Origin of the sequence: Kitasatospora sp. NPDC101801, assembly GCF_044766665.1 — a bacterium.
In the GTDB taxonomy this organism is placed as follows: Bacteria; Actinomycetota; Actinomycetes; order Streptomycetales; family Streptomycetaceae; genus Kitasatospora.
Map to the genome: position 1 here is coordinate 24715 of NZ_JBIWML010000049.1, position 20132 is coordinate 44846.

Genomic DNA, 20132 nt, shown 5'->3' on the forward strand with positions numbered 1-20132 from the left:
GCCCGTTCGGGTGGCCTGCTCCAGCCTCCCGGGTCTACCGGCGCTCTTCCCGGGTACCAGCGGCCGGGCGGGGTGTGCCGGGCGGTCGGCGGTGAGGGTGTGCTCACCACAGACCGGGGAGGGGGGGTGGGTCAGGTGTCGGCGGTGGGGTCCGGAGCAGTGGCGTTGCTGCGGAGTTTTTCGTTGATGCGTAGGGCTTCTTCGAGTTGGTCTTCGAGGATGATGATGCGGCAGGCGGCGTCGATGGGCGTGCCCTGGTCGACGAGGTCGCGGGCGCGCATCGCGATCCGTAGTTGGTAGCGGGAGAAGCGGCGGTGGCCGCCTTCGGAACGCAGTGGGGTGATGAGGCCCTGCTCGCCCAGGGCCCGTAGGAACCCCGGCGTGGTGCCGGTCATCTCGGCGGCGCGGCCCATGGTGTAGGCGGGGTAGTCGTCGTCGTCGAAGCTGCTTGTGGTGGTGGGTCGGTTGGTGGTCGTGGTCACTGCACCTCTTCCTGTTGCCTGTTCGGGAACGCGTGGAGGGGCCCCGGCGCCATTGCGGCTCCGGGGCCCCGAAGGGGAACTTCACCATCTACCGGCCCTGGGCCGGTCCTTGTGTCCACAACTCCTCGGGAGAGGAGGACTGCGGGGATCGCGTATGCGTGACCGGAAACCACCGTCCTTCGTACTCTGAGGGGTCTGCGGTGTCCGCCCGGACGAGAACTGCTCATCTCACGGGCCGGGCGATCCTGATGGCGCTAGCGCCCTCCGTTTCTTCCTCTACATCACTGGACATCCTGCGAACTGCTGGTACTGCACCTGCTGATACTGCGAGATTCACACCTGTACTGCTTGGAACTGCGAACTGCGTTGGTACCGCTCCGGTGTCCGTGAGGGCCCACCTGTCCGGCAGCCAGCCCCGTCGCCTGCCCTGCTCAACCACTCGGCTTGGAACCCCACTGCCCGGACCTCCCAGCACGCGCGCCCGCAGTCCGGCGCCTTTGCTGAGAACCTGCATACATCAACCACTGGTGACTGCGAATCACCTGCACTTACTGCGATACCGCTCTTCGGTGACCCCTGATCACTGCGGGCCACCCGGCACGGCCGCCAGCCCCGTCGCCGTCCTGCACCTGCGCTTGGCTCCGGAACTCCGCTGCCGCACCACCTTGTTGCGTCACTGCTCCACGCCCACCAGCCCGGCGTGTCCCGCGAACTACCTGTACTGCTTCCACTCACTGCGGTACCGCTGATGGCAGCCCCTGATCACTGCGGGCCACCCGGCCCGGCCGCCGGTCCCGTCGCCGCACTGCACCAACCCTGGCTTCAGAACCCCACAACCGCGCCGACCTGCGAACTACCTGCACTACTCCCGCCAGTTCGTGTCTGGCGGGCCCTGCCGACTGCTTGCTACGAGAGAAACACTAACCACACCCCACGCCAATGTCTACTCCAGCCAGCACAGATTTTTCGATGTTCGAAGAGAAGGTAGTCTTCGCCCCGCGCGCGCGACGGAACACACTGCGCGTGACCAGGAACGACGCGCAGGAGGGTGAACGGCGCAACGAACCCGAGACGCGCCAGCGACACGAACGCCCGCTCCCCATGCAAGAGAGTCCCTGCTGACCGCTCTCACCGAAGCCGTCCGACGGAGGCGGCGAAGCCGAAGTCTGTGGTGCCCGTGTGGCGAGTGGGGCTGACGGGTCGGATTCGGCCCCGTTCGGGTTCGCCTTATTCCTTGGACGTCGGACGGGCAGTCGTCGTAACCGACGACGCGTCCGACCGGGCCCGCGGTCCCGCGCCTCCCCGTCGGCGGTGGTCTTTCCGCGCGCAGCGTGGAGCGCTACGCCGGAGCCGGGACGCTGTACGCGTCCCGGCCCGCTGGCACGGACGTGTCCTCGCACTGCGACGAGGGGTCGAGCGGTGCGGATCAGGCGGCGGGCATCCTATCCAGGAAGCCGTAGACGCCCGTGATCTTGCCGGCGCCGTCGGTGACGAGGACGTCGAAGCCGATGGCGATGGGCTCGACGCCCGAGCCGGTCACCAGGGCCCACTGAAAGCGGGCGATGTTTGCGGGCACCCACGAGGACGGCCGCGATGCCCGCGTGGCCCTCGACCGCAGCGAGCGGGTCGATGTAGGGCCTCAGGGATGAACAGGTCTGCAACACCACCGGCATCGACTTCGCCCAGGCGAAGCCGGAGTTCATGATGCGGGTCGGGCTCGGCGGCGAGCAGCACGATGCCTGGTCGACCGACGGCGGAGCCAGCTGGAAGCTCTTCGCCAACGCACCCGCCAACGGTGCGGGCGCCGGGACGGCGGCGGTCTCGGCGGACGGCTCCACGCTGGTCCGGACCTCCGACGGCCGGACGCCGTCCTACTCGGCCGACCGCGGCACGACCTGGGCGGCGGTCTCCGACCTACCCAAGGACACGGTCGTGGTGACCGACCGATCGGCGGCGAACACCTTCGACGCGCTCAGCGGCGGCACCCTGTACGCCGGCACCAACGGCGCCCGGAGCTTCGCCGAACGGGTAACGACCTCGGGTACGGCCAGCTCAAAGCCGCTCCGGGCAGCCCAGGTGACCTGTGGATCGCCGGCGGGGACCGGGGTCTCCCGCACTCCACCAACGGCGGGGCCGCCCTCGACAAGAAGCCGGCTCCGGGCGCCGCGTACCAGCCCCTCTTCCTCAGCGGGAAGGTGAGGGGCGTCGCCGTGCTGCTCCGCTCCGTCGACGGCGGTTCGAGCTGGGTCCGGATCAACGACGACCAGCACCAGTACGGCCGTGGCGTGGTGTCCCGCGACCAGTCCTGACGGCCCGGTAGATGTGGGCAACCTTTTCGGCTCCGGCGGCCACTGACAGGTGACACGTCGACTCGATCTACCGAACGGATGGGCATGAGGACAACTAGGCACGGCGCGGAGCAGCCGCCGCGCAAGCAGCGGCGGGCGCTCGGCATACCGCTGGCCCTGCTCGGCGTCGGCGTCGTGGCCTGCCTGGCCGCCGCGTTGCTCAGCGGGGGCGGCGCCAACACCGGGCGTCCCGCCGGCCTGCCGGTGACGGCGGTCCCGGCGAGCGTCCCGGCCGACTCCGGTTTCCCGGCCGCACCGGCGAAGGCCACGGCCGCACCGACCCAGCCGCCGGTCAGCAGCGCGCCGCCGTCGCCCACCGCCACACCGTCCGGCAGTCCGCGCACCACACCGGCGTCCTCGGCGTCCGTATCGGCGTCGGCGGTGTCCGTGGGGTCGTTGGCCGGACGGGTCAAGCCCGGCGTCGGCAACCAGGGAGTCGCGACCGCCTACGAAGCCGCTGACGGGAACGGCGCCTGCCTCTTCGGCCCGTCCCCCGACCTCATGATCGCGGCGATGAACCACGCCGACTACGAGACGGCCAAGGCGTGCGGAGCGTACGTGCTGGTCCGCGCCGCCAACGGCGCCTCCATCACAGTGCGGATCACCAACGAGTGCCCGCTGCCCTGCGCACCGGGTCAACTCGACCTCAGTCACGAGGCGTTCGCCAAGCTGGCCGATCTCAAGGTCGGCCGGCTCCCGATCACCTGGACGCTGCTGAGCCCCGCCACCGCGCCCGCCACGATGTCGATCCGGTACAAGGACGGGTCCAGTCAGTACTGGTGCGGGATCCAGGTGATCGGCCACCGCAACCCGGTGGCGACGCTCGAGGTCCGGACCGCCAAGGGTTGGCGGCAGCTGCCCCGTACCGGCTACAACTACTTCCTCGCCACCGACGGCAACGGCTGCGGCGGGGCGGTCAGGGTCACCGATGTCTACGGCGAACAGCTGACCGTCGACGGGATCGCCATCAAACCGGATGTCGTCCAACCAACCAAGGTCCAGTTCGCCCGGCACTGACCGCACCCCCGTCCGTGATCAGATCTTCGCTCACGGGACCACCCACCATCCGGCCACGGTACGGAGCACTGTTACGCTCGGGCCGATTGTTAACGCGCACATTGCAGGGAGAGGGCGACCGAGGGAGATGCCCCCCGACGACGCGTCCGCGGAGTTCCACGACTTCTTCGAACGCCACTACGCCGAACTGGCCCGTCTCGCCCATCTGTTGACCGGCGAGAAGGACGCGGCCGACGACCTCGCCGCCGATGCGCTGGTCGCCCTCTGGCAGCGCTGGGACAGGTTGCGGGCGGCGCAGCACCCGGTCGCCTACGCCCGCGGCGTGGTGGCCAACCTGGCGCGGGAGCGGATCCGGAGCGCGGTCCGCGAGCGGCGGCGGGTTGCGCTGTTCTGGTCCCGCAGTACGGACGAGGTGACAGGACCGGACGTCGCGGGTGTGCTGGACGTCCAGACGGCGCTCGCCCTGCTGCCGTTCCGCAAGCGGGCCTGCGTGGTCATGCGGCACGCCTTCGACCTCTCGGAGAAGGACACCGCCGCCGCGCTCGGCATATCGGTCGGTACGGTGAAGAGCCAGACCTCGAAGGGCATGGCCGAGCTCCAACGCACGCTCGGCGCAACAGCGGTCGGCGAACTCGCGGCAGGAAGGAGGAACGGGTGAACGAGGAGACCAGCCGACGGCTGCGGGAGGCCGCTGAAGCCCACGAGCCCGACCGTGCAAGGATCCTGGCCCGCGTGGAGCGCGGAGTGGCCGACCCCGCCGTCCGCCACCGCACACCGTCGATCAGGAGGTCCGGGCCGCGGGCGGTACTCGCCGGCCTCGCCACCGCCGGCATCCTGGCGACCGGTGGTCTCGCCGTCGCCGCCATCGTCGGAGCCCCGTCACCGCCACCGGTCACCGCCCCCGCCGCTCCTTCACCGACCCCCACCCCGACGCCGTCGACCCGCAGCACCACCGCAGCTCCGGCCCCGACCACCACACCGAGCAGCCCGCGCCCGACACCCTCGGCCGCGACCCGGGCCCAGAACGGGTCGCTGTGGTCGGAGGGCTCGATCGACGGCCACAGCAACGTCTTCTGGGCCCAGAGCGACCTGACCCTCAGGTCCACCCAGCCGCTCACCTCACTCACCGTGGAACTGCGCATCACCCAGACCGGCGACGTACGGGACACCGGCAACTGGCGGACCCTGCCGAGCGACGACTTCACCGTCACCGTCCAGGAGGCCGGTGGCGCGCTGCTCTACCGCTGGGTCCTCAAGCCCGGCCGAACCGTACCGGCCGGACAGCACGAGTTCGCCGCCCAGTACAACCACGCCACCGGCACCCGCAAGACCACGGGCGACAGCTACCGCGTCAACGCCCAGAGTGCGGGCGGGTCCAGCGCGGTCTGGGGAGGTTTCACCCGCTGACGGCCGGGGCCGATCGTACCTACGTACGAACCAACCGGCCCCGACCGGGCGGCACTTGGGCACCCGCGCGGTCAGCAGCCTGCGTGGGGCTACCGCCGAACGGCCGGGAACCGGTGCCGCCCGCGCTCGGCGCGCGATCCGCCCGACGCTCGGTCGGGCGGATCGCACTGGCGCCTGGTCGGCGGAGGACTGCGGCCACCGCGCCGGGGCGTCGGCGTGCCCGTGAACTCCGGAGGACCTCCCCGAGATCGACTGCCCGGATCGCGGCCTTGGTCAACGGCGGGCGAAAGGCTGCGGTCGGCTTGACGGCCGTCGAGCCTCGGCAAGTCCGGCGTCCCGCAAGGGACGTCGTCCGAAAACCTTCCCGTCACATCTTGACGCGGCTGATGTTATCGCTCACAGTCGTGGTGCGTTCAGCCGCACCGCCGATTGGCTACTCAACACCCACACCCCCACGTATTCCTGCCCGGCTCATCCTCGGAATTGTTAACGCTAACAGACCACTTCCCGGGAGTTGTGCGTGCGTGGGTGTCGTCGGCGTCCGCGCCGGTGCGGCCCGTCTCATGTCGTCGATCCCCAGGATGGAAGGAAGACGCTATGTCGGTTTGGTTAGCGCGCGCCGCGAGGTGGCGTCGTCGGTGGCGCTCGGGTGCGGCCGCCACGGCAGCCCTGGCGATCGTGGGCGGGTTGCTCACGGTGGCCACGACGCCGGCATCGGCCGCCACGGTGGACACCACCGCCTGGTACGTACTGGTGAACCACAACAGCGGCAAGGCCCTCGACGTCCACAACTCCTCCACCGCCGACGGCGCCGGCGTCGTCCAGTGGACCCGCACCAACGCTACCAACCAGCAGTTCCGGTTCGTGGACTCCGGCGGCGGCTACTACCGGCTCAAGGCACGCCACTCGGGCAAGATGATCGACGTGTCCAGCTGGTCGAAAGCCGACGGTGCCGCCATCCACCAGTGGACCGACCACGGCGGCGCCAACCAGCAGTTCCGGTTGGCCGACTCCGGCGGCTACGTCCGCCTGATCAACCGCAACAGCGACAAGGCGGTCGAGGTCCAGAACGCGGCCACCAGCGACGGCGCCAACGTCGTGCAGTACAGCGACTGGGGCGGCACCAACCAGCAGTGGCAACTCGTCCGGGTGGACCAGGGCACCGGCTCCGGCCCGTGCGACATCTACGGCGCAGGTGGTACGCCCTGCGTGGCGGCGCACAGCACGACGCGCGCCCTCTACAGCGCCTACAACGGAGACCTGTACCAGGTCAGGCGCTCGGACAACACGACCCGCGACATCGGCGTACTGACCCCTGGCGGCGTCGCCAACGCGGCGGCCCAGGACTCCTTCTGCGCAGACACCACGTGTGTCATCACGGTCGTGTTCGATCAGTCCGGGCGTGGCAACGACCTGTGGTACCAGGGATCCAGCGTGGTCCCGGGCTCACCACGGACCCGCCCGGCCGTAGCGACCACCGAATCGCTGACGGTCGGCGGCAGCAAGGCCTACTCGCTGTACATCAACCCCGGGACAACCTACTGGCGCGACGGCCACCTGACGGGTATTCCGACGGGCAGCGAGCCCGAGGGCATGTACATGGTCACCAGTGGTACGCATGTCAACAGCGGCTGCTGCTTCGACTACGGCAACAGCGAAACCACCCGCAAGGCCGACGGGCCAGGTGCCATGGACGCCATCTACTTCGGAACGAGCTGTTGGTTCGGCGGCTGCTCCGGGACCGGGCCCTGGGTGCAGGCCGACCTCGAATGGGGCCTGTTCCCGGGTGGTGCCAGCACGTAGAACCCGAACCAGCAGGCGTTCACCGGCAAGTTCATCACGGCGACGCTCAAGAACAACGGGACGACGCGATTCGCGCTCAAGGGCGGCAACGCCCAGGCCGGAAGCCTGAGCACCCTGTGGGACGGCGCGCTTCCCAACGAGCCCAACGTATACAGCCCGATGAAGAAGCAAGGCGCCATCGTCCTGGGCAGTGGCGGCGACTGCTGCTCACCCGAGGTGGGCAATATCAACGACAGCGCGGGCACGTTCTACGAAGGTGCCATGGTCGCAGGCTACCCGTCGGATGCGACCGAAAATGCGGTCCAGGCGAACATCGCCGCCGCCGGCTACCGATGAACCCCTGGGCAGGTTGCGGCGGTTGAGGTCCACACGGTCCAGGGCCAGAACCAGTACCTCGTGATCGTCGAGGCGCAGGGCCGGCGCGGCCGCTTCTTCCGCTGGTTCACGGCCGGCAGCCCGGACGGCACGTGGACACCGCAGGCCGACACCCGGAGCAACCCCTTCGTCGGCAAGACCAACAGCGGTGCCACCTGGACCGATGACATCAGCCACGGCGATCTGGTCCGCGCCAACCCCGGCCAGACCAAAACCATTGACCCCTGCCATCCGCAGTTCCGCTACCAGGGGCGCGACCCCGGCACCGACGGCATGGAACACGGCCTCCTGCCGTACCGGCCGGGCGTGCCGACACGGCAGCGCCAGAGGTCCGGCCACTGGCGGTCCCCGCCGACGCCACCCCTCCATATCCCCATCGAAAAGGGACTCAACCAGTGACATTCACACTTCAGCGGTGGTCGAAACGCGTCCTCGCCCTGACGATAGGCCTTCTGTGTATGACGGCTTTTCTTCCGGCCGCAGCCCGGGCAGACAACCCGATCGTGCAACACGTTTACACCGCCGACCCGGCACCGCTGGTCTACAACGGCCGGGTCTACCTGTACACCGGGCACGACGAGGACGGCTCCACCTCCTTCGTGATGAAGGACTGGCGGGTGTGGTCCTCCGCCGACCTGGTGAACTGGACCGACCACGGCTCGCCGATGAGCCTGAACACCTTCGGCTGGGCGGGCGCCAACGCGTGGGCGGGCCAGACCGTGGAACGGGACGGCAAGTTCTACTGGTACGTGCCGGTGTCGGTCCGGGCGACCGGCCAATTCGCCATCGGCGTGGCGGTGTCGGACAGCCCCACCGGCCCGTTCCGGGACGCCCTCGGCCACCCGCTGGTGGAGAACAGTGAGATCGACCCGACCGTCTTCATCGACGACGACGGGCAGGCCTACCTGTATTACGGCAACCCGAATCTTTGGTACGTGCGGCTCAACGCCGACATGATCTCGTACTCCGGCAGCCCGACGCGGATACCGCTGACCACCGCGGGGTTCGGCACCCGTACGGGAGACGCGAACCGGCCCACCCTGTACGAGGAAGGCCCGTGGTTCTACAAGCGCAACGGCCTTTACTACATGGTGTTCGCGGCGAAATGCTGCTCCGAGTTCATCGGCTACTCCACCTCGCCCGGCCCGACCGGACCGTGGACGTATCGCGGCACCATCATGCCCTCGGAGGGCAGCAGCTTCACCAACCACGCCGGCGTCGTCGATTTCAACGGCGGCTCGTACTTCTTCTACCACAACGGCGCTCTGCCGGGCGGTGGTGGCTTCACCCGGTCGGTTGCGGTGGAGCAGTTCAGCTACAACGCCGACGGCACCATTCCGACCTTCGACATGACGCCGGCCGGGGCACCGCAGGTCGGCACACTCGATCCTTACGTCCGCCAGGAAGCCGAGACCATCGCGTGGGGCAGCGGCATCGAAACCGAACCCTCCAGCGAGGGCGGGATGAACGTCAGCTGGATTGAGAACGGCGACTACGTCGAGGTCAAGGGCGTGGCATTCGGCGCCGGTGCCGGCTCGTTCACCACCAGGGTGGCATCGAACACCGGGGGTGGCCGAGTTGAATTGCACCTGGACAGTCCTACCGGGCCAACGGTCGGGACCTGCACGGTGTCGGGCACCGGAGGCTGGCAGAGTTGGAGCACGGTCTCGTGCCCGGTGACCGGTGCGACCGGGACCCACGATCTGTACCTGAGCTTCGCCGGGGGCAGCGGGTACCTGTTCAACATGAACTGGTGGCAGTTCACCGCCGGCCCACCCGCCTTCTCGTCAACCGCCGTCGCCCAGCACAGCGGGTACTGCCTGGACGACCCCAACCAGAGCACCGCCGACGGCACTCAGTACCGGCAGTACACCTGCGGCGCCGGTGCGGAACAGCGGTTCGACTTCCGCCCGGTGCCAGGGGTGGCGGACACCTACTTCCTGGTGAACCACCACAGCGGCAAGTGCCTCGACATCGGCGGCGTCTCCAGCGCCGACGGCGCGGCGGTCCACCAGTGGACCTGCCACGGCGGCACGAACCAGCAGTTCACGCTGCGGCAGGTCGCCGCCAACGACTACCAGCTCGTCGCGGTGCACAGCGGCAAGTGCGTGGACGTCAGCGGGATCTCCACCGCCGTCGGAGCGCTGGTCCACCAGTGGACCTGTGACCCCGCCAGTGCCCTGGCCACCAAGAAGAACCAGGTCTGGCGCCTGACCGGCAGGAGCTGAACCAACACAGGGCAGGCCCGTTTTGCGAACTCCGGGTGTCCGCCGGGATGAGGAGATCGTCCAACTTCGCTGCCGGCCAAGGGGGTCGACGCAGAGCACCACCTTGCTGCAGGACCGGCTCGACGCCCTGGCCACATGACCGCCACCTCCACCACGGGAACCAGGCCCTGAAGCAGGACCGCACCCGACGCACCCGCCAGGTACTCACCGCGATCCCGGCGTCCGGCTGACGAACAGCACGGCGGTCCCTGGACTCGCTGTCCGGAGACCGCCGTGCTGCGAGCTGGGTCCCGCGGGAACCCGGCCCCGGCAGCCCGGGGGCTTGGCTGGCCCACCTCGGCACAGGCCACAGACGGCTCGGCCCCCTGCTTCCCGAGTGAGGCAGGGGGCCGAGCCGGCTCCGCCGTCAGGTGAGCGGCTGAAGCCGTTCGCCCTGGACGGCCTGGTTGTGGTTCATCGCGGAGTCCTCGCGCGGTGATTCCCCAGCGGCCCGGAACGCCAAGTCCAGGTCGACGACCCGAGCCTTGTTGTTCCCAGACCGCCGACGCCGACGGCCCGGCGCGCATGCCACGAGGGGGTGGCGTTGCTGCCGGGCCGTCAGTCACTCACGCGGTCTCACTTCCCGTGCAGAGCCCTGCGGCGACGTCCGCGAAGCACCAGGATGCTTCCGGCAGCGACGGCCAGCAGGCCACCGACGGCGCTGTACGTGACAGCGTTGCCCATCCCGGTGGAAGCCAGGCCGCCGGACGTGCTGCTCGGGCTCGGGTGGCTGACGGGCACGCCCTTCTCCGCCTGCGCACGGCTGCCGGTCGTGCCGGACGCGGAGACCACCGGGGTGGTGGCGGTCGGCGTGACGGCGGTCGGCGCGGGGACGGGCGACGGCTTGTCAGCGACGGCAGCCTTCGACGCGGGCTTCAGCTGAAGAGTCGTGATCGAGTACGGCGGCAGCGTCTGTGCGACCGCCGTGCCCCGCTCCGCCGTCGTCAGGGCGGTGCCTTCCTTGGCGTACGAAACGGTCGTGACCGCCCCTGCGGCCGGGGTGAATCCGGTGTACGAGAGCGACACCTCCGCCGCGTTCTGCGGGCTCTTGTTGATCAGCATGACGTTCAGACCGCCGTTGCCGCTCCGCACCGCGTGCACAGCGACCGACGAGTTGCCCGAGGACGACTTGACGATGGTGTCGCCAGGCTGCGCCAGTGCGGTCAGCGAGCGGATGCCCCAGTAGGTGGGGAAGGTTGTGTCGCGCGGCGGTTGGCACTTCCCCCCGGCGCAGGTTCCAGCGGAGAGAATGCCCCCGTCCTGGTAGTCGGTCTGGCCGTTGACGGTGGTGGGTGCTTGGTCCGTGCCGTTGTGCAGGTTCCACCAGTCCACGTGGGTGGCACCCTGCTCGAACCAGGTCATGTAGGTGTCCGGCGCGAACAGGGCTGCGGCCTGGCTGGTCAAGGCGGGCGAGCCGACGGCGTCGGTCTCGGTGACCGCGATCTCCACCGAAGCGGCCCGCGAGCCCGCGTACCTGGCGATCAGCGAGCGCAGCTCGGACGTGGTGGCGGCGATGTCGGAGGGGGTGTTCAGCAGGTCGGCCGTGGTGGTGCCGCCCGGGTACCAGTGGACGATGACGAAGTCGATCGAGCTTCCCGCGAGGGAGAGCACCGTGTGGTTCCAGTCGGCGCTGTCACCGGGAGCCTTCTCCTTGTCCGGCCAGCCGCCGGGGGTGGTGAGCACCGCTCCGATCTTCACCGTCGGGTCCACGGCCTTCATCGCTTTCGCGTAGGCGACCAGGTTCCTCCCGTACTCCCTCGGGCTCTTGTCGGCGTGATCGTCCCTTTCCCAGCCCTTGCCGTTGCCGTAGTGCCCGTTGCCGTAGACCTCGTTGCCGATCTCCCAGTACTTCACGCCGTAACCCTTGTCGACGTTGGCGTACTTGACCCAGTCGGCGGCCTCCTGGACGGTGCCTGAACCGTAGTTCACGGTCAGGATCGGCTGGGCGCCGACCGTCTTCGTGGTGGCCATGAAGCGGTCGAAGTTGGTGTTGGAGGGGATCCAGCCGCTGCCGTCGCCGGAGGTGTGGGTCTTCCAGTGGTAGTCGTCCGCGCCGGAGCCGCCGGGATAGCGCAGCTGCCGAACTCCCGCGGCCTTCATCAGCGATGTCACCTGGGCGTCCCCCATGTGCTCGTCGCCGAAGCCCGTGTTGAGGCCGACACCACTGCTGGGCACCGTGCCCAAGGAGGTACCGGCATCCACACTGATGCGGACGGTGGGCTCGGCGCCCGCGCTGGGCGCCAGGGCGCCGACACCGGCCGAGGCGGCGAGCATCGCCACCGCCCCCACGGCAAAATGCCGGAGTGTCCGGCTACGGCGGGGCGTGCGGCCGCCAGGCCTCGGCTGCTCGGCGGATCGCGGGTCGTCTGGTGACACGTGGGGCTCCGATCGGGTGCTGACATGGATGGCGTAGCGCCGCTGACCACGGCTCGCCCTCGTCGGTACACACCTAAGTGGCCACTCAGAGCGGAAAGGTTGCCGCGGTCTCAATCGTTTTCTGCCGAGACGCGGTCGTACCCTTTTCGCCCGAAGCCAAGCGCCAGGACGCCCGCGACCTCACCTCCGCAGCCGCCCTCACCATCGCCGTCGTCGGCCGGCACCGCTGGACGACATCGCGAAGGCCCACGACCACGTCGACGCCGGCGGCGGCCACGGCCGCATCCTGGTCACCATCCCCCGATAGCGCAGCCTCGGAATCGAAGCTCCGGATGTTCAGGGCGACTTGCGAGGTCACCAGGAGAACCGGAGCTTCGTTGCGTGGGTGACGACTCTCCTGCAGATCGTCATCCTGCCGTGACCAGCGACGCCATCTGGCCAACCGGGCGGTGAATCAGCCCTGGAGGGTACGTCAAGACTGGTGCAACCGGAGTTTCCCACAGGGCAGTTGAACAGGTTCGACTTGAGCTCGGCCTGGACGCGTTCGACGGTGCCCGCTTCGAGCACTGTCTGCGGAGCCGTAGGGACGGTGGCATCGAGTTCACGACCGTGGCGGCCGTCGGTGACACGGCCGAACATCGGCGCGCACTCTACGACCTGGACAGGGCGTGCTCCGCCGACATCCCGCGACGCAGGGAGTTCTACACGTTCGACGCTCACCTCGCCGAGCGCATCGACACCGCGACCTACCGCCCCGAAGGGGTCGTCCTCGCGCGGGACGGCGGGACGTCGCGCTGGCGATGAAGCTTGTGGCGATCAGCTTCGCGAGCTCGCACGGCGTGCACTGGATGCCCCTGGTGGCAACGCTGCGGCCATCGGCCTGGGTCGGCGGCTGGGCTTCGTCGAGGCCGACGTACCCGTCGGATGCCGGATCGGGCCTGGCCGCGATTTCCGGTCGGGCCGCAGGATGACCTTGCGCGGGATCTTGACGCACTACTCGGGCTGACCCATAGTGATGGCCATCGAGCCGCCTTCAGCTAACGCATGACCTCGCCGACTGGATTGTTAACGCTAACATCCGGTCCCGCTTCCACCGCCCCGCACCCCCGACGGGCTGGACTCCACCACGGAACGGGTAGCAACCTCCCGCCCCGGGACGCAGCGTCCGGCGACAACCTGCGGGACCCGTTGCATCCCGTGGTCCGGCCGCCCCCGCCCCGCACTGCGACGGTGCATGCCGTGACCGCCGAGAACGTCCGCCCTCCCCCACCCACCCTGGAGCGCACATGACCGCCACAACCGGCCCCGGCCCGCACCCCTCGCGCCGACTCTTCCTCGGTATGGCCGCCACCGTCCCGCTGGCCCTGAGCGGCACGCCGGCCCTGGGCGCGCGGCCCGCCTACGCTGCCGACGCGGCGTACGTCATGGGCTACTTCACCGAGTCCGCTGCCTTGCTGGACGCCAACTACGGCCTGCACCTGGCCGTCAGCACCGACGGCCTCAACTGGATGCCGCTCAACCAGAACAACCCCGTGGTGACCCCGACCGAGGGTGCGGGCGGCCTGCGTGATCCGTTCATCATGCGCAAGCAGGACGGCGCCTTCGTCGTACTCGCCACCGACCTCAAGGGCTTCGACTGGGGCTACAACAGCCAGTACATCCACGTCTGGGACTCCGCGGACCTGCGCACCCTCACCGGCTACCGACGCCTCAAGCTGCACGACATGGTCACCCACAGCTGGGCGCCCGAGTCGTTCTGGGACGCAGGCCGGGGCGCGTACGGGATCATCTACTCGTCCGTCAATGCCAGCGGCCACGGCGTGATCATGGTGAACTACACCACCGATTTCCAGACGGTGTCGTCCCCGCAGGTTCTCTTCGATCCCGGCTACGACATCATTGACGGCACCCTGGCCGTGGGCGTCAACGGCGTCAACTACCTCTACCACAAGAGGGATGAGACCCTGGTCGGCGCGCGGTCGACCACCCTCAATCCGGGCAGCTTCACGCCCTTCAGCACGGCAGCCGCTCACGGTGCCACCGAGGCGCCTACCCTGGTGAAGTCCCTGACCTCCGGATCCTGGTACCTCTGGGGCGACACCTACTCGCCGAACGGCGTCTTCTACGCCTGGCAGAGCAACGACCTCGCCGCCGGCACCTGGACCCCGCTCGACCAGCGCCTCTACACCCAGCCGCTCAACTCCAAGCACTGCACCGTCGCGACGATCACCACGACCGAGTACGGCAACCTCGTGGCGGAGTGGGGCAGCCCCGCCTGGAACCGGCTGAAGTCCTACAACTACCCCGACCGTTACGTCCGCCATGCCAACTCCGTTGCCCGGATCGATGTCTACCCGTTCGACCCGTACACCGATTCGCAGTGGAAGCTCGTGCCCGGCCTGGCCGACAGCGCGGGTGTGTCCTTCCAGTCGGTGAACTTCCCGACCCGCTACCTGCGGCACTACAACTACGACCTGCGGCTGGAAGAGAACGACGGCACCGCGACCTTCGCTGCGGACGCCACGTTCCACCGGACCGCCGGACTGGCCGACTCCGCCTGGTCGTCGTTCCGATCGCACAACTTCGCGACGCGCTACATCCGGCACACAGGCTACGTCCTGCGCATCGACCCGATCTCCACCACCACGGACAAGGCCGACGCCACCTTCCACGTCGGCTACTGACGGAGGGTCGGCTCGGCCGCTGGCTTCACGACCGTCAGGAAACGCCGGCCCGGTCCCTGACGTGGTCCTACCGCCCGACCGCGTAGCCTCCGCCCCAACGCGCAAACGTCCAGCGCCGGTTTCGTGGGTTCGGCGTGCGCGGAGCCGCCGGAGCTGGTTGCGCAGCCGCTCGGTGCGAACAAGACCACCAGGCTCGGGGCTCCCGGCAAGAAGCCGTATCGTGCCGGCCTCCGGGAACGCGTCATGTCCGGCCCCTCTCGTCGAGCCGGTCGTCGGGGCGTCCTGAGACGGAGGCGCGCGGTGCTCAACAGACCTTTACAAAAGGCCAGGTGACGGTACGGCACCTCATGGTGGAGGTCAGCCCAGTGCGGCCTTCCTGAAGATATCTATGGTGACGGTCCATTCCAGCTGCCCGTAACGGTGCACACGAGCCGGAGCATAACCCGGTCGACCGCGGGTTCGGAGTCCTCGGTTGTCGCTCACCGCCCGATCGCTCCTCGCCCTAGGCGGGCGGCCTCCCCCGGACAGAACGCCGAGTAGCCCGGTTGCACCAAGCGGCTGGTCTCCGATGGAGGCGAAGGCCAGACCGGAGGCGTCGGCGGCGAGCTCGGTGGCGACCTCGCAGCCGACGGCCTGGGTGAGGTCGGGGTCGTCGATGTCGTGGAGGGAGCAGCAGCCTCTGGACACCACACGTCGCCATCCCGGCACTCCCCCGGAGGACAGCGGGTGAAGACCGTGGGTGAGCCATCGGGCACCACCCGAACAGCACCACCCGCTTTCCCCCTGACGGCATCCCCACCTCGTGCCCGCTGTCAAGGGCAGGCCACACGTCGAGGCGTCATGTGAGGTGACCCGTCAGCCGCCGACGTGGATGCGGGGCCGACGGGCCGGGTCGGGTTCGTTCTTGCGGATGATCTCGCGAGTGACGGGTGCGGTGTCACCGCGACCCAGGAGGAAGTAGCGGAACATGTGCTTGAGCGGGCTGCCCTCGGCCCAGGCGAAGTAGCAGTGCGGCTGGACGCCTGTGGTGTCGCGCAGGGCGAGCAGGATCGCGGCGATGGCGTTCGGCGCCGCCGGGGCCTCGGCGCGCAGGATGCGGTAGCCGTCGACCTCGGCACCGTGGACGGTGAGGGTCTCGCTGAAGTCCGAGGGGTCGACCACGTCGATCTCGAGAAAGATCACGTCCGCGCGACCGGGAACGGGGTTGGTGCCGCGTTGTTCGAGCTCCTTGTCGGCGTACTCGGCGCGGTCACCGGCCTGGCGGCGGTTGGCGATGATGTTGATCGCACCATCGAAGGCGATGGTGTCGGTGATGAACCGGCGGGCGTCGGCGTCGAACACCAGCCGGTCGGCGCGCAGTTCGGTGGTGCGTGACACGCGGGAGATGAGCGACACCGCGATGATGCCGGCGATGAACATGCCGGAGATGGTGATGCCATCGGGCTTGTCGACGATGTTCGCGATCAGGGCGTAGAGCAGGATCGCGGTCAGGGCTGCGAACCCGGCGGTGGCGGCGCGTCGGTGTCGACGCAGCGCGGAGACGGTGACGGCGAACGCGCCGGAGACCATCATGGCCAGAATGCCGGTCGCGTAGGCGCCGGCCTGGGCATTGACGTCGGCGTCGAAGGCGATGGTGATGACGATGCACAGCGCGGTGTACACGAGGACGACCGGGCGCACGGCCCGTCCCCACTCGGGGGCCATGCCGTAGTCGGGCAGGTAGCGGGGGACGATGTTGACCAGTCCGGCCATCGCGGAGGCGCCCGCGAACCAGAGGATCAGGATGGTGCTGATGTCGTAGACGGTGCCGAACGCCTCGCCGACGTGTTCGTGGGCCAGCCAGGCCAGCGCCCGGCCGTTCGCCGCGCCGCCCGCCTCGAACTCCTGATGCGGGATCAGGACGGTGGTGACGAAGCTGGCGGCGAGCAGGTAGACGCTCATGACGAGGGCGGCAGTGGTCAGCAGCCGCCGGGCGTTGCGGATCCGCGAGGCGAGCCGCTGCTCGTCGTCGGCGCCGTCGGAGGCGATGAGCGGCATCATGCTCACCCCCGTCTCGAATCCCGACAGGCCGAGCACGAGCAACGGGAAGGCCAGCAGTGCCGGGCCCGCGAGGTCACCGAACCCACCGCCGCCCTCGGCGAGTGTGTGCGTCCACGCCGACCAGGCCCCGGGCGTGGTGAACACCTCCACCACACCCACGCCGATGGTCACGGCGTTGAGCAGGAGGAACACGGCGACCAGCGGGATCGCGACGCTGACCGCCTCGCTGAACCCGAGCAGGAACACCCCGCCCAGCAGCAGCAACAGCCCCACGGTGATGGCCACTTCGTGACCGTGCAGAGCCTGGGGGAAGAGCGGGTTCTCCACCACGTGTACCGAGGCGTCCGCCGCCGACAGCGTGATCGTGATGATCCACGAGGTGGCCACGAAGCCGAGCAGGACCAGGACGAACAGCTTCCCGCGCCAGAACGGCAGCAGGTCCTCCAGCATCGCCACCGATCCCGCGCCGTTGGGACTCTCGCGGGCCACCCGGCGGTACATCGGCAGCATCCCCAGCAACGTCAGCGCCACGATGAGCAGCGTCGCGAGTGGCGAGACCGCCCCGGCCGCCAGCGCGGCGATGGCCGGAACGTAGGCCAGGCTGGAGAAGTAGTCCACACCCGTCAGGCACATCACCTTCCACCAGGCATGCGGCCGCGCGTTGCCCTCCCCCGCAGCCGGCCCCACCGGCTGCACCCGGTGCCGCAGCAGCCACCCCGCCAGTGGACCGGTCGGCTGCGAGCGCAGGGCGGGACTGTCCACCACCTCCGGCACAGCCAGCCCATCCACGACCACCACCCCCATGGGTGCCGGCGCGTTCACGTCGTCCATCTCCCTCAACCCCTTCTCCCGCCCCACCAGACAGGGCACACCCAGCTACCGGCACCGCGCTCACGGCACGCAACGAGGACCGAGTATCCGACCTCCCAGCTCTCCCTCCCGCACCGGGGCACAGTTCGGCGCCGCAACGCCTGGGCCTTGTGCCCCGCTCAACGCTCCTCACTCGCCAGGACCACCGGTCCGGAGAATCGACGATCTTCGCCGGCAGGGACGTCGTCGCTGCTCAGCTGTGGCACACGGAGGGGTCGGTGGCGGGTGTCGCAAAGACGGCAGGCAGTCGGTCGATCAGAGCTCCCCATCGCGCTCGACTTCCCGTGGACTGCCGCAACCGCCCGTCCTTCGTCCGGCGGACAGACAGCTGCCGGCGACAGACCGGGGCCGATCCAGAGTCCCGTGTGCGGGATCAGCGCGAGCGGGGAGGCGGGCCCTGGTGGCCACAGCGGGCCGGGACAGCATCTGGAGCCCGGCAGCGGAAGACTCCGGCCCGGGACGTGGACCAGGACCCCCCGTTCCGTGCGGGTCGGCGGCGCAGCATGGCGTCGGTCCGCCGTGGAGCGCTTTGATCACTGCGCCCTCGCAGCGGTACATACTTGCTCCATGCTCGACATCCCTGGGGAACTGATGACCGCGCTCGACGCCTTCGTGCGAACACTGAGCGAATGCGGCTACCCGGGCTGGGCCCGCAGGATGGAGCGCGGACGATCGAAGATCGCGGCGGGGGACGCTCAAGGACTGGACATCGTCCTGAACGCGTACGGCGGCACTGGGAGCCTCAACGACCTCCCGTTCGCCGACGACCACCCCATCAAGGTGTTGAGCGCCGAGGTACGTGAGCGGTGCGCGGCCGTCCGCACCCAGCTCCACCGGACCGAGCGGACCGAGACCTGACGCCCTGCGGCCGCGCCGGCCCGAAGTCTTCGCCGGCCCTGCCTGGCCGCGGCCAACTCCCGGGGGCAGTGTGTCGTCAGGTCCTGGCCGGGTGGGTGTCGGCCTGGGGGCCGTACCAGTCCAGGCACAGGACGGTGGCGTCGTCTCTCACGTTGCCCGCGCAGGCGGTGGTGACGGCGGCGACGAGGACGCTGACGACCTCGCGGGGGTGGTCGGTGGAGGTGTCGAGGAGGAGCTGGGGCAGGTCGACCTTGTCCGCTTGGCGTTCCTGCATGCCGTCGGTGTGCAGCAGGAGGCGGTCGCCGGGCCGCAGGTCGAGGTCCTGGACGCGGTAGGGGCCTTGGCTGTGAACGCCGAAGGGCAGGTTCGCCGACAGGCGCAGTTCCTCGACCACGCCGTCGCGCAGGCGTAGTGGCCGGGGGTGGCCGGCGTTGACGAGTTGGGCGCCACTGCCGTCGAGGGCGATGCGCAGGAGCTGGCCGGTGGCGAGGGTCTGGCGGCCGTGGTCGAGGAGCGCTTGGTGGGTCTGGCGGGCCTGTTCGGCGAGGTCCTCTCCGGCGCGGCGGGCGCCGCGGGAGGCGTTGACCAGCAGGGTGGCCATGAGTGCGGACTCGACGTCGTGGCCCATGGCGTCGGTGATGGACAGGTGCAGGGTGTGGTGGTCGAGGGAGTAGTCGTAGGTGTCGCCGGCGATGTCGGCGGCCGGGACGAGTGCGCAGGCGAGGGCGAACTCGGGGGCTTCGCAGGAGGGGGCGGAGGGCAGCAGCTGGCCCTGGATCTCGGCGGCCAGGCTCACCTCGGTGGTGCGGTTGCCCCAGTGGTAGAGGTCGGTGAAACGCCGGTCGGCCAGGATGATGTACGCCAGCGCGTGCGCGGCCTCCTGCACCTGCTCCAGCACGTCTTCGGTGACGTGGGCGACGAACAGCTCCAGGACGCCGATGGTGTCACCGCGGTGGGTCACCGGAGCGAGGACCCGCTGCTCCTGCCCGTCCTCCGCTACGACCACCGGCTGCTGGGTGCGCAGGACCCCGTCGTAGACGCTGTTTCGGGCGAACGGAATCTCTTCCGCGTGGCGATCGCGGTAGGTGGAGGCGGTGTCGTTGACCCGCAGCAGGCGCTGTCCGACGGCGTCGACGAACAGGAACGACACGAACCGCGCCCCGAACCGCTTGCGCAGATCGCGCGCCACCAGGTCCAGGGAACGCACCGGCGCGACAGTCTCCCCCGCCGCCAGCACCCCGGCCAGACCGATCCGATCACGCACCACGTCAGCCTTCATGGACCCGAAGCTACCCGAAGCTACCGGCCTCCCGAGCCTCCCGGTAGCCAGGACGGAGACCGGCCCGCACGCGGCGCCGCCGTCACACCGCCGATGACCCCGCGTCAGACTCACCGGGCTCCTCGGCAGGGCCGATGGGCTCAGGCGCGGGCCGCAGGACCCCGCCACGTTGGGTGTCGAATCGCGTACGACCGGGTGGGACCCACAGGTGCGTCGGCCGGGAGTTCGCAGGCCGTTCAAGGGGGCCGTGGCGAGCAGGTCAGCCGGCGCCACTTGTCCGGTCGACACCAGCAGCCGTTGACAGCAGCGCCAACCGGTCCGGGGTT

13 protein-coding genes and 2 pseudogenes are annotated in these 20132 nt (G+C 69.3%); 10 read left to right on the top strand and 5 right to left on the bottom strand.

Annotated elements, in window-relative coordinates; all coding sequences use genetic code 11:
- Positions 1-131: 131 nt before the first annotated feature.
- Positions 132-482, bottom strand: coding sequence for a MerR family transcriptional regulator (locus tag ACIRPK_RS33045; RefSeq protein ID WP_403043706.1), 351 nt, complete (start codon positions 480-482; stop codon positions 132-134).
- Positions 483-1908: 1426 nt separating this feature from the next.
- Positions 1909-2058 (bottom strand): hypothetical protein, encoded by a 150-nt coding sequence (locus tag ACIRPK_RS33050; protein ID WP_403045595.1) that lies wholly within the window; start codon positions 2056-2058, stop codon positions 1909-1911.
- A 125-nt stretch (positions 2059-2183) separates the two neighbouring features.
- Here ACIRPK_RS33050 and ACIRPK_RS33055 point away from each other — a divergent pair, with 125 nt between their 5' ends.
- From ACIRPK_RS33055 to ACIRPK_RS33085, 7 genes and pseudogenes are all read left to right on the top strand, one after another.
- Positions 2184-2681 carry a hypothetical protein gene (locus ACIRPK_RS33055; protein ID WP_403045598.1) on the top strand — a complete coding sequence of 166 codons (498 nt, stop codon included), beginning with the start codon at positions 2184-2186 and terminating at the stop codon, positions 2679-2681.
- Positions 2682-2875: 194 nt separating this feature from the next.
- Positions 2876-3847 (top strand): expansin EXLX1 family cellulose-binding protein, encoded by a 972-nt coding sequence (locus ACIRPK_RS33060; RefSeq protein ID WP_403045601.1) that lies wholly within the window; start codon positions 2876-2878, stop codon positions 3845-3847.
- A gap of 127 nt (positions 3848-3974) precedes the next feature.
- Entirely contained in the window at positions 3975-4505 is a 531-nt protein-coding gene (locus ACIRPK_RS33065) for a SigE family RNA polymerase sigma factor (protein ID WP_403045603.1), read from the top strand.
- Complete coding sequence (locus tag ACIRPK_RS33070) at positions 4502-5254, top strand: hypothetical protein (RefSeq protein ID WP_403045606.1); 753 nt, start codon at positions 4502-4504, stop codon at positions 5252-5254. Before ACIRPK_RS33065 ends, ACIRPK_RS33070 begins: the two co-directional genes overlap by 4 nt.
- Before the next feature lie 597 nt (positions 5255-5851).
- Positions 5852-7393, top strand: a pseudogene (locus ACIRPK_RS33075) (arabinofuranosidase catalytic domain-containing protein).
- A gap of 21 nt (positions 7394-7414) precedes the next feature.
- Positions 7415-7756, top strand: a pseudogene (locus ACIRPK_RS33080) (non-reducing end alpha-L-arabinofuranosidase family hydrolase); the annotation flags it as partial.
- 179 nt (positions 7757-7935) lie between these two features.
- Entirely contained in the window at positions 7936-9660 is a 1725-nt protein-coding gene (locus ACIRPK_RS33085; protein ID WP_403045608.1) for a family 43 glycosylhydrolase, read from the top strand.
- 615 nt (positions 9661-10275) lie between these two features.
- Here the strand turns inward: ACIRPK_RS33085 and ACIRPK_RS33090 are convergent.
- Positions 10276-11973, bottom strand: a complete 1698-nt coding sequence (locus ACIRPK_RS33090; RefSeq protein WP_403045649.1) for a cellulose-binding protein — start codon at positions 11971-11973, stop codon at positions 10276-10278.
- A gap of 711 nt (positions 11974-12684) precedes the next feature.
- Between ACIRPK_RS33090 and ACIRPK_RS33095 the strand changes: the two genes are divergently transcribed.
- Positions 12685-12879 carry a hypothetical protein gene (locus ACIRPK_RS33095; RefSeq protein ID WP_403045610.1) on the top strand — a complete coding sequence of 65 codons (195 nt, stop codon included), beginning with the start codon at positions 12685-12687 and terminating at the stop codon, positions 12877-12879.
- Between the two features lie 482 nt (positions 12880-13361).
- Positions 13362-14759, top strand: coding sequence for a glycoside hydrolase family 43 protein (locus ACIRPK_RS33100; protein ID WP_403045613.1), 1398 nt, complete (start codon positions 13362-13364; stop codon positions 14757-14759).
- A gap of 855 nt (positions 14760-15614) precedes the next feature.
- Here ACIRPK_RS33100 and ACIRPK_RS33105 read toward each other — a convergent pair.
- Complete coding sequence (locus tag ACIRPK_RS33105) at positions 15615-17630, bottom strand: amino acid transporter (RefSeq protein ID WP_403045616.1); 2016 nt, start codon at positions 17628-17630, stop codon at positions 15615-15617.
- 606 nt (positions 17631-18236) lie between these two features.
- Here ACIRPK_RS33105 and ACIRPK_RS33110 point away from each other — a divergent pair.
- The gene (locus ACIRPK_RS33110; protein ID WP_403045619.1) at positions 18237-18527 is read left to right on the top strand and encodes a DUF6966 domain-containing protein; all 291 of its coding nucleotides are present in this window, start codon (positions 18237-18239) and stop codon (positions 18525-18527) included.
- Between the two features lie 76 nt (positions 18528-18603).
- On the opposite strand, the gene ACIRPK_RS33115 is transcribed toward ACIRPK_RS33110, so the two are convergent.
- Positions 18604-19806 carry a PP2C family protein-serine/threonine phosphatase gene (locus ACIRPK_RS33115; RefSeq protein ID WP_403045621.1) on the bottom strand — a complete coding sequence of 401 codons (1203 nt, stop codon included), beginning with the start codon at positions 19804-19806 and terminating at the stop codon, positions 18604-18606.
- Positions 19807-20132 lie beyond the last annotated feature (326 nt).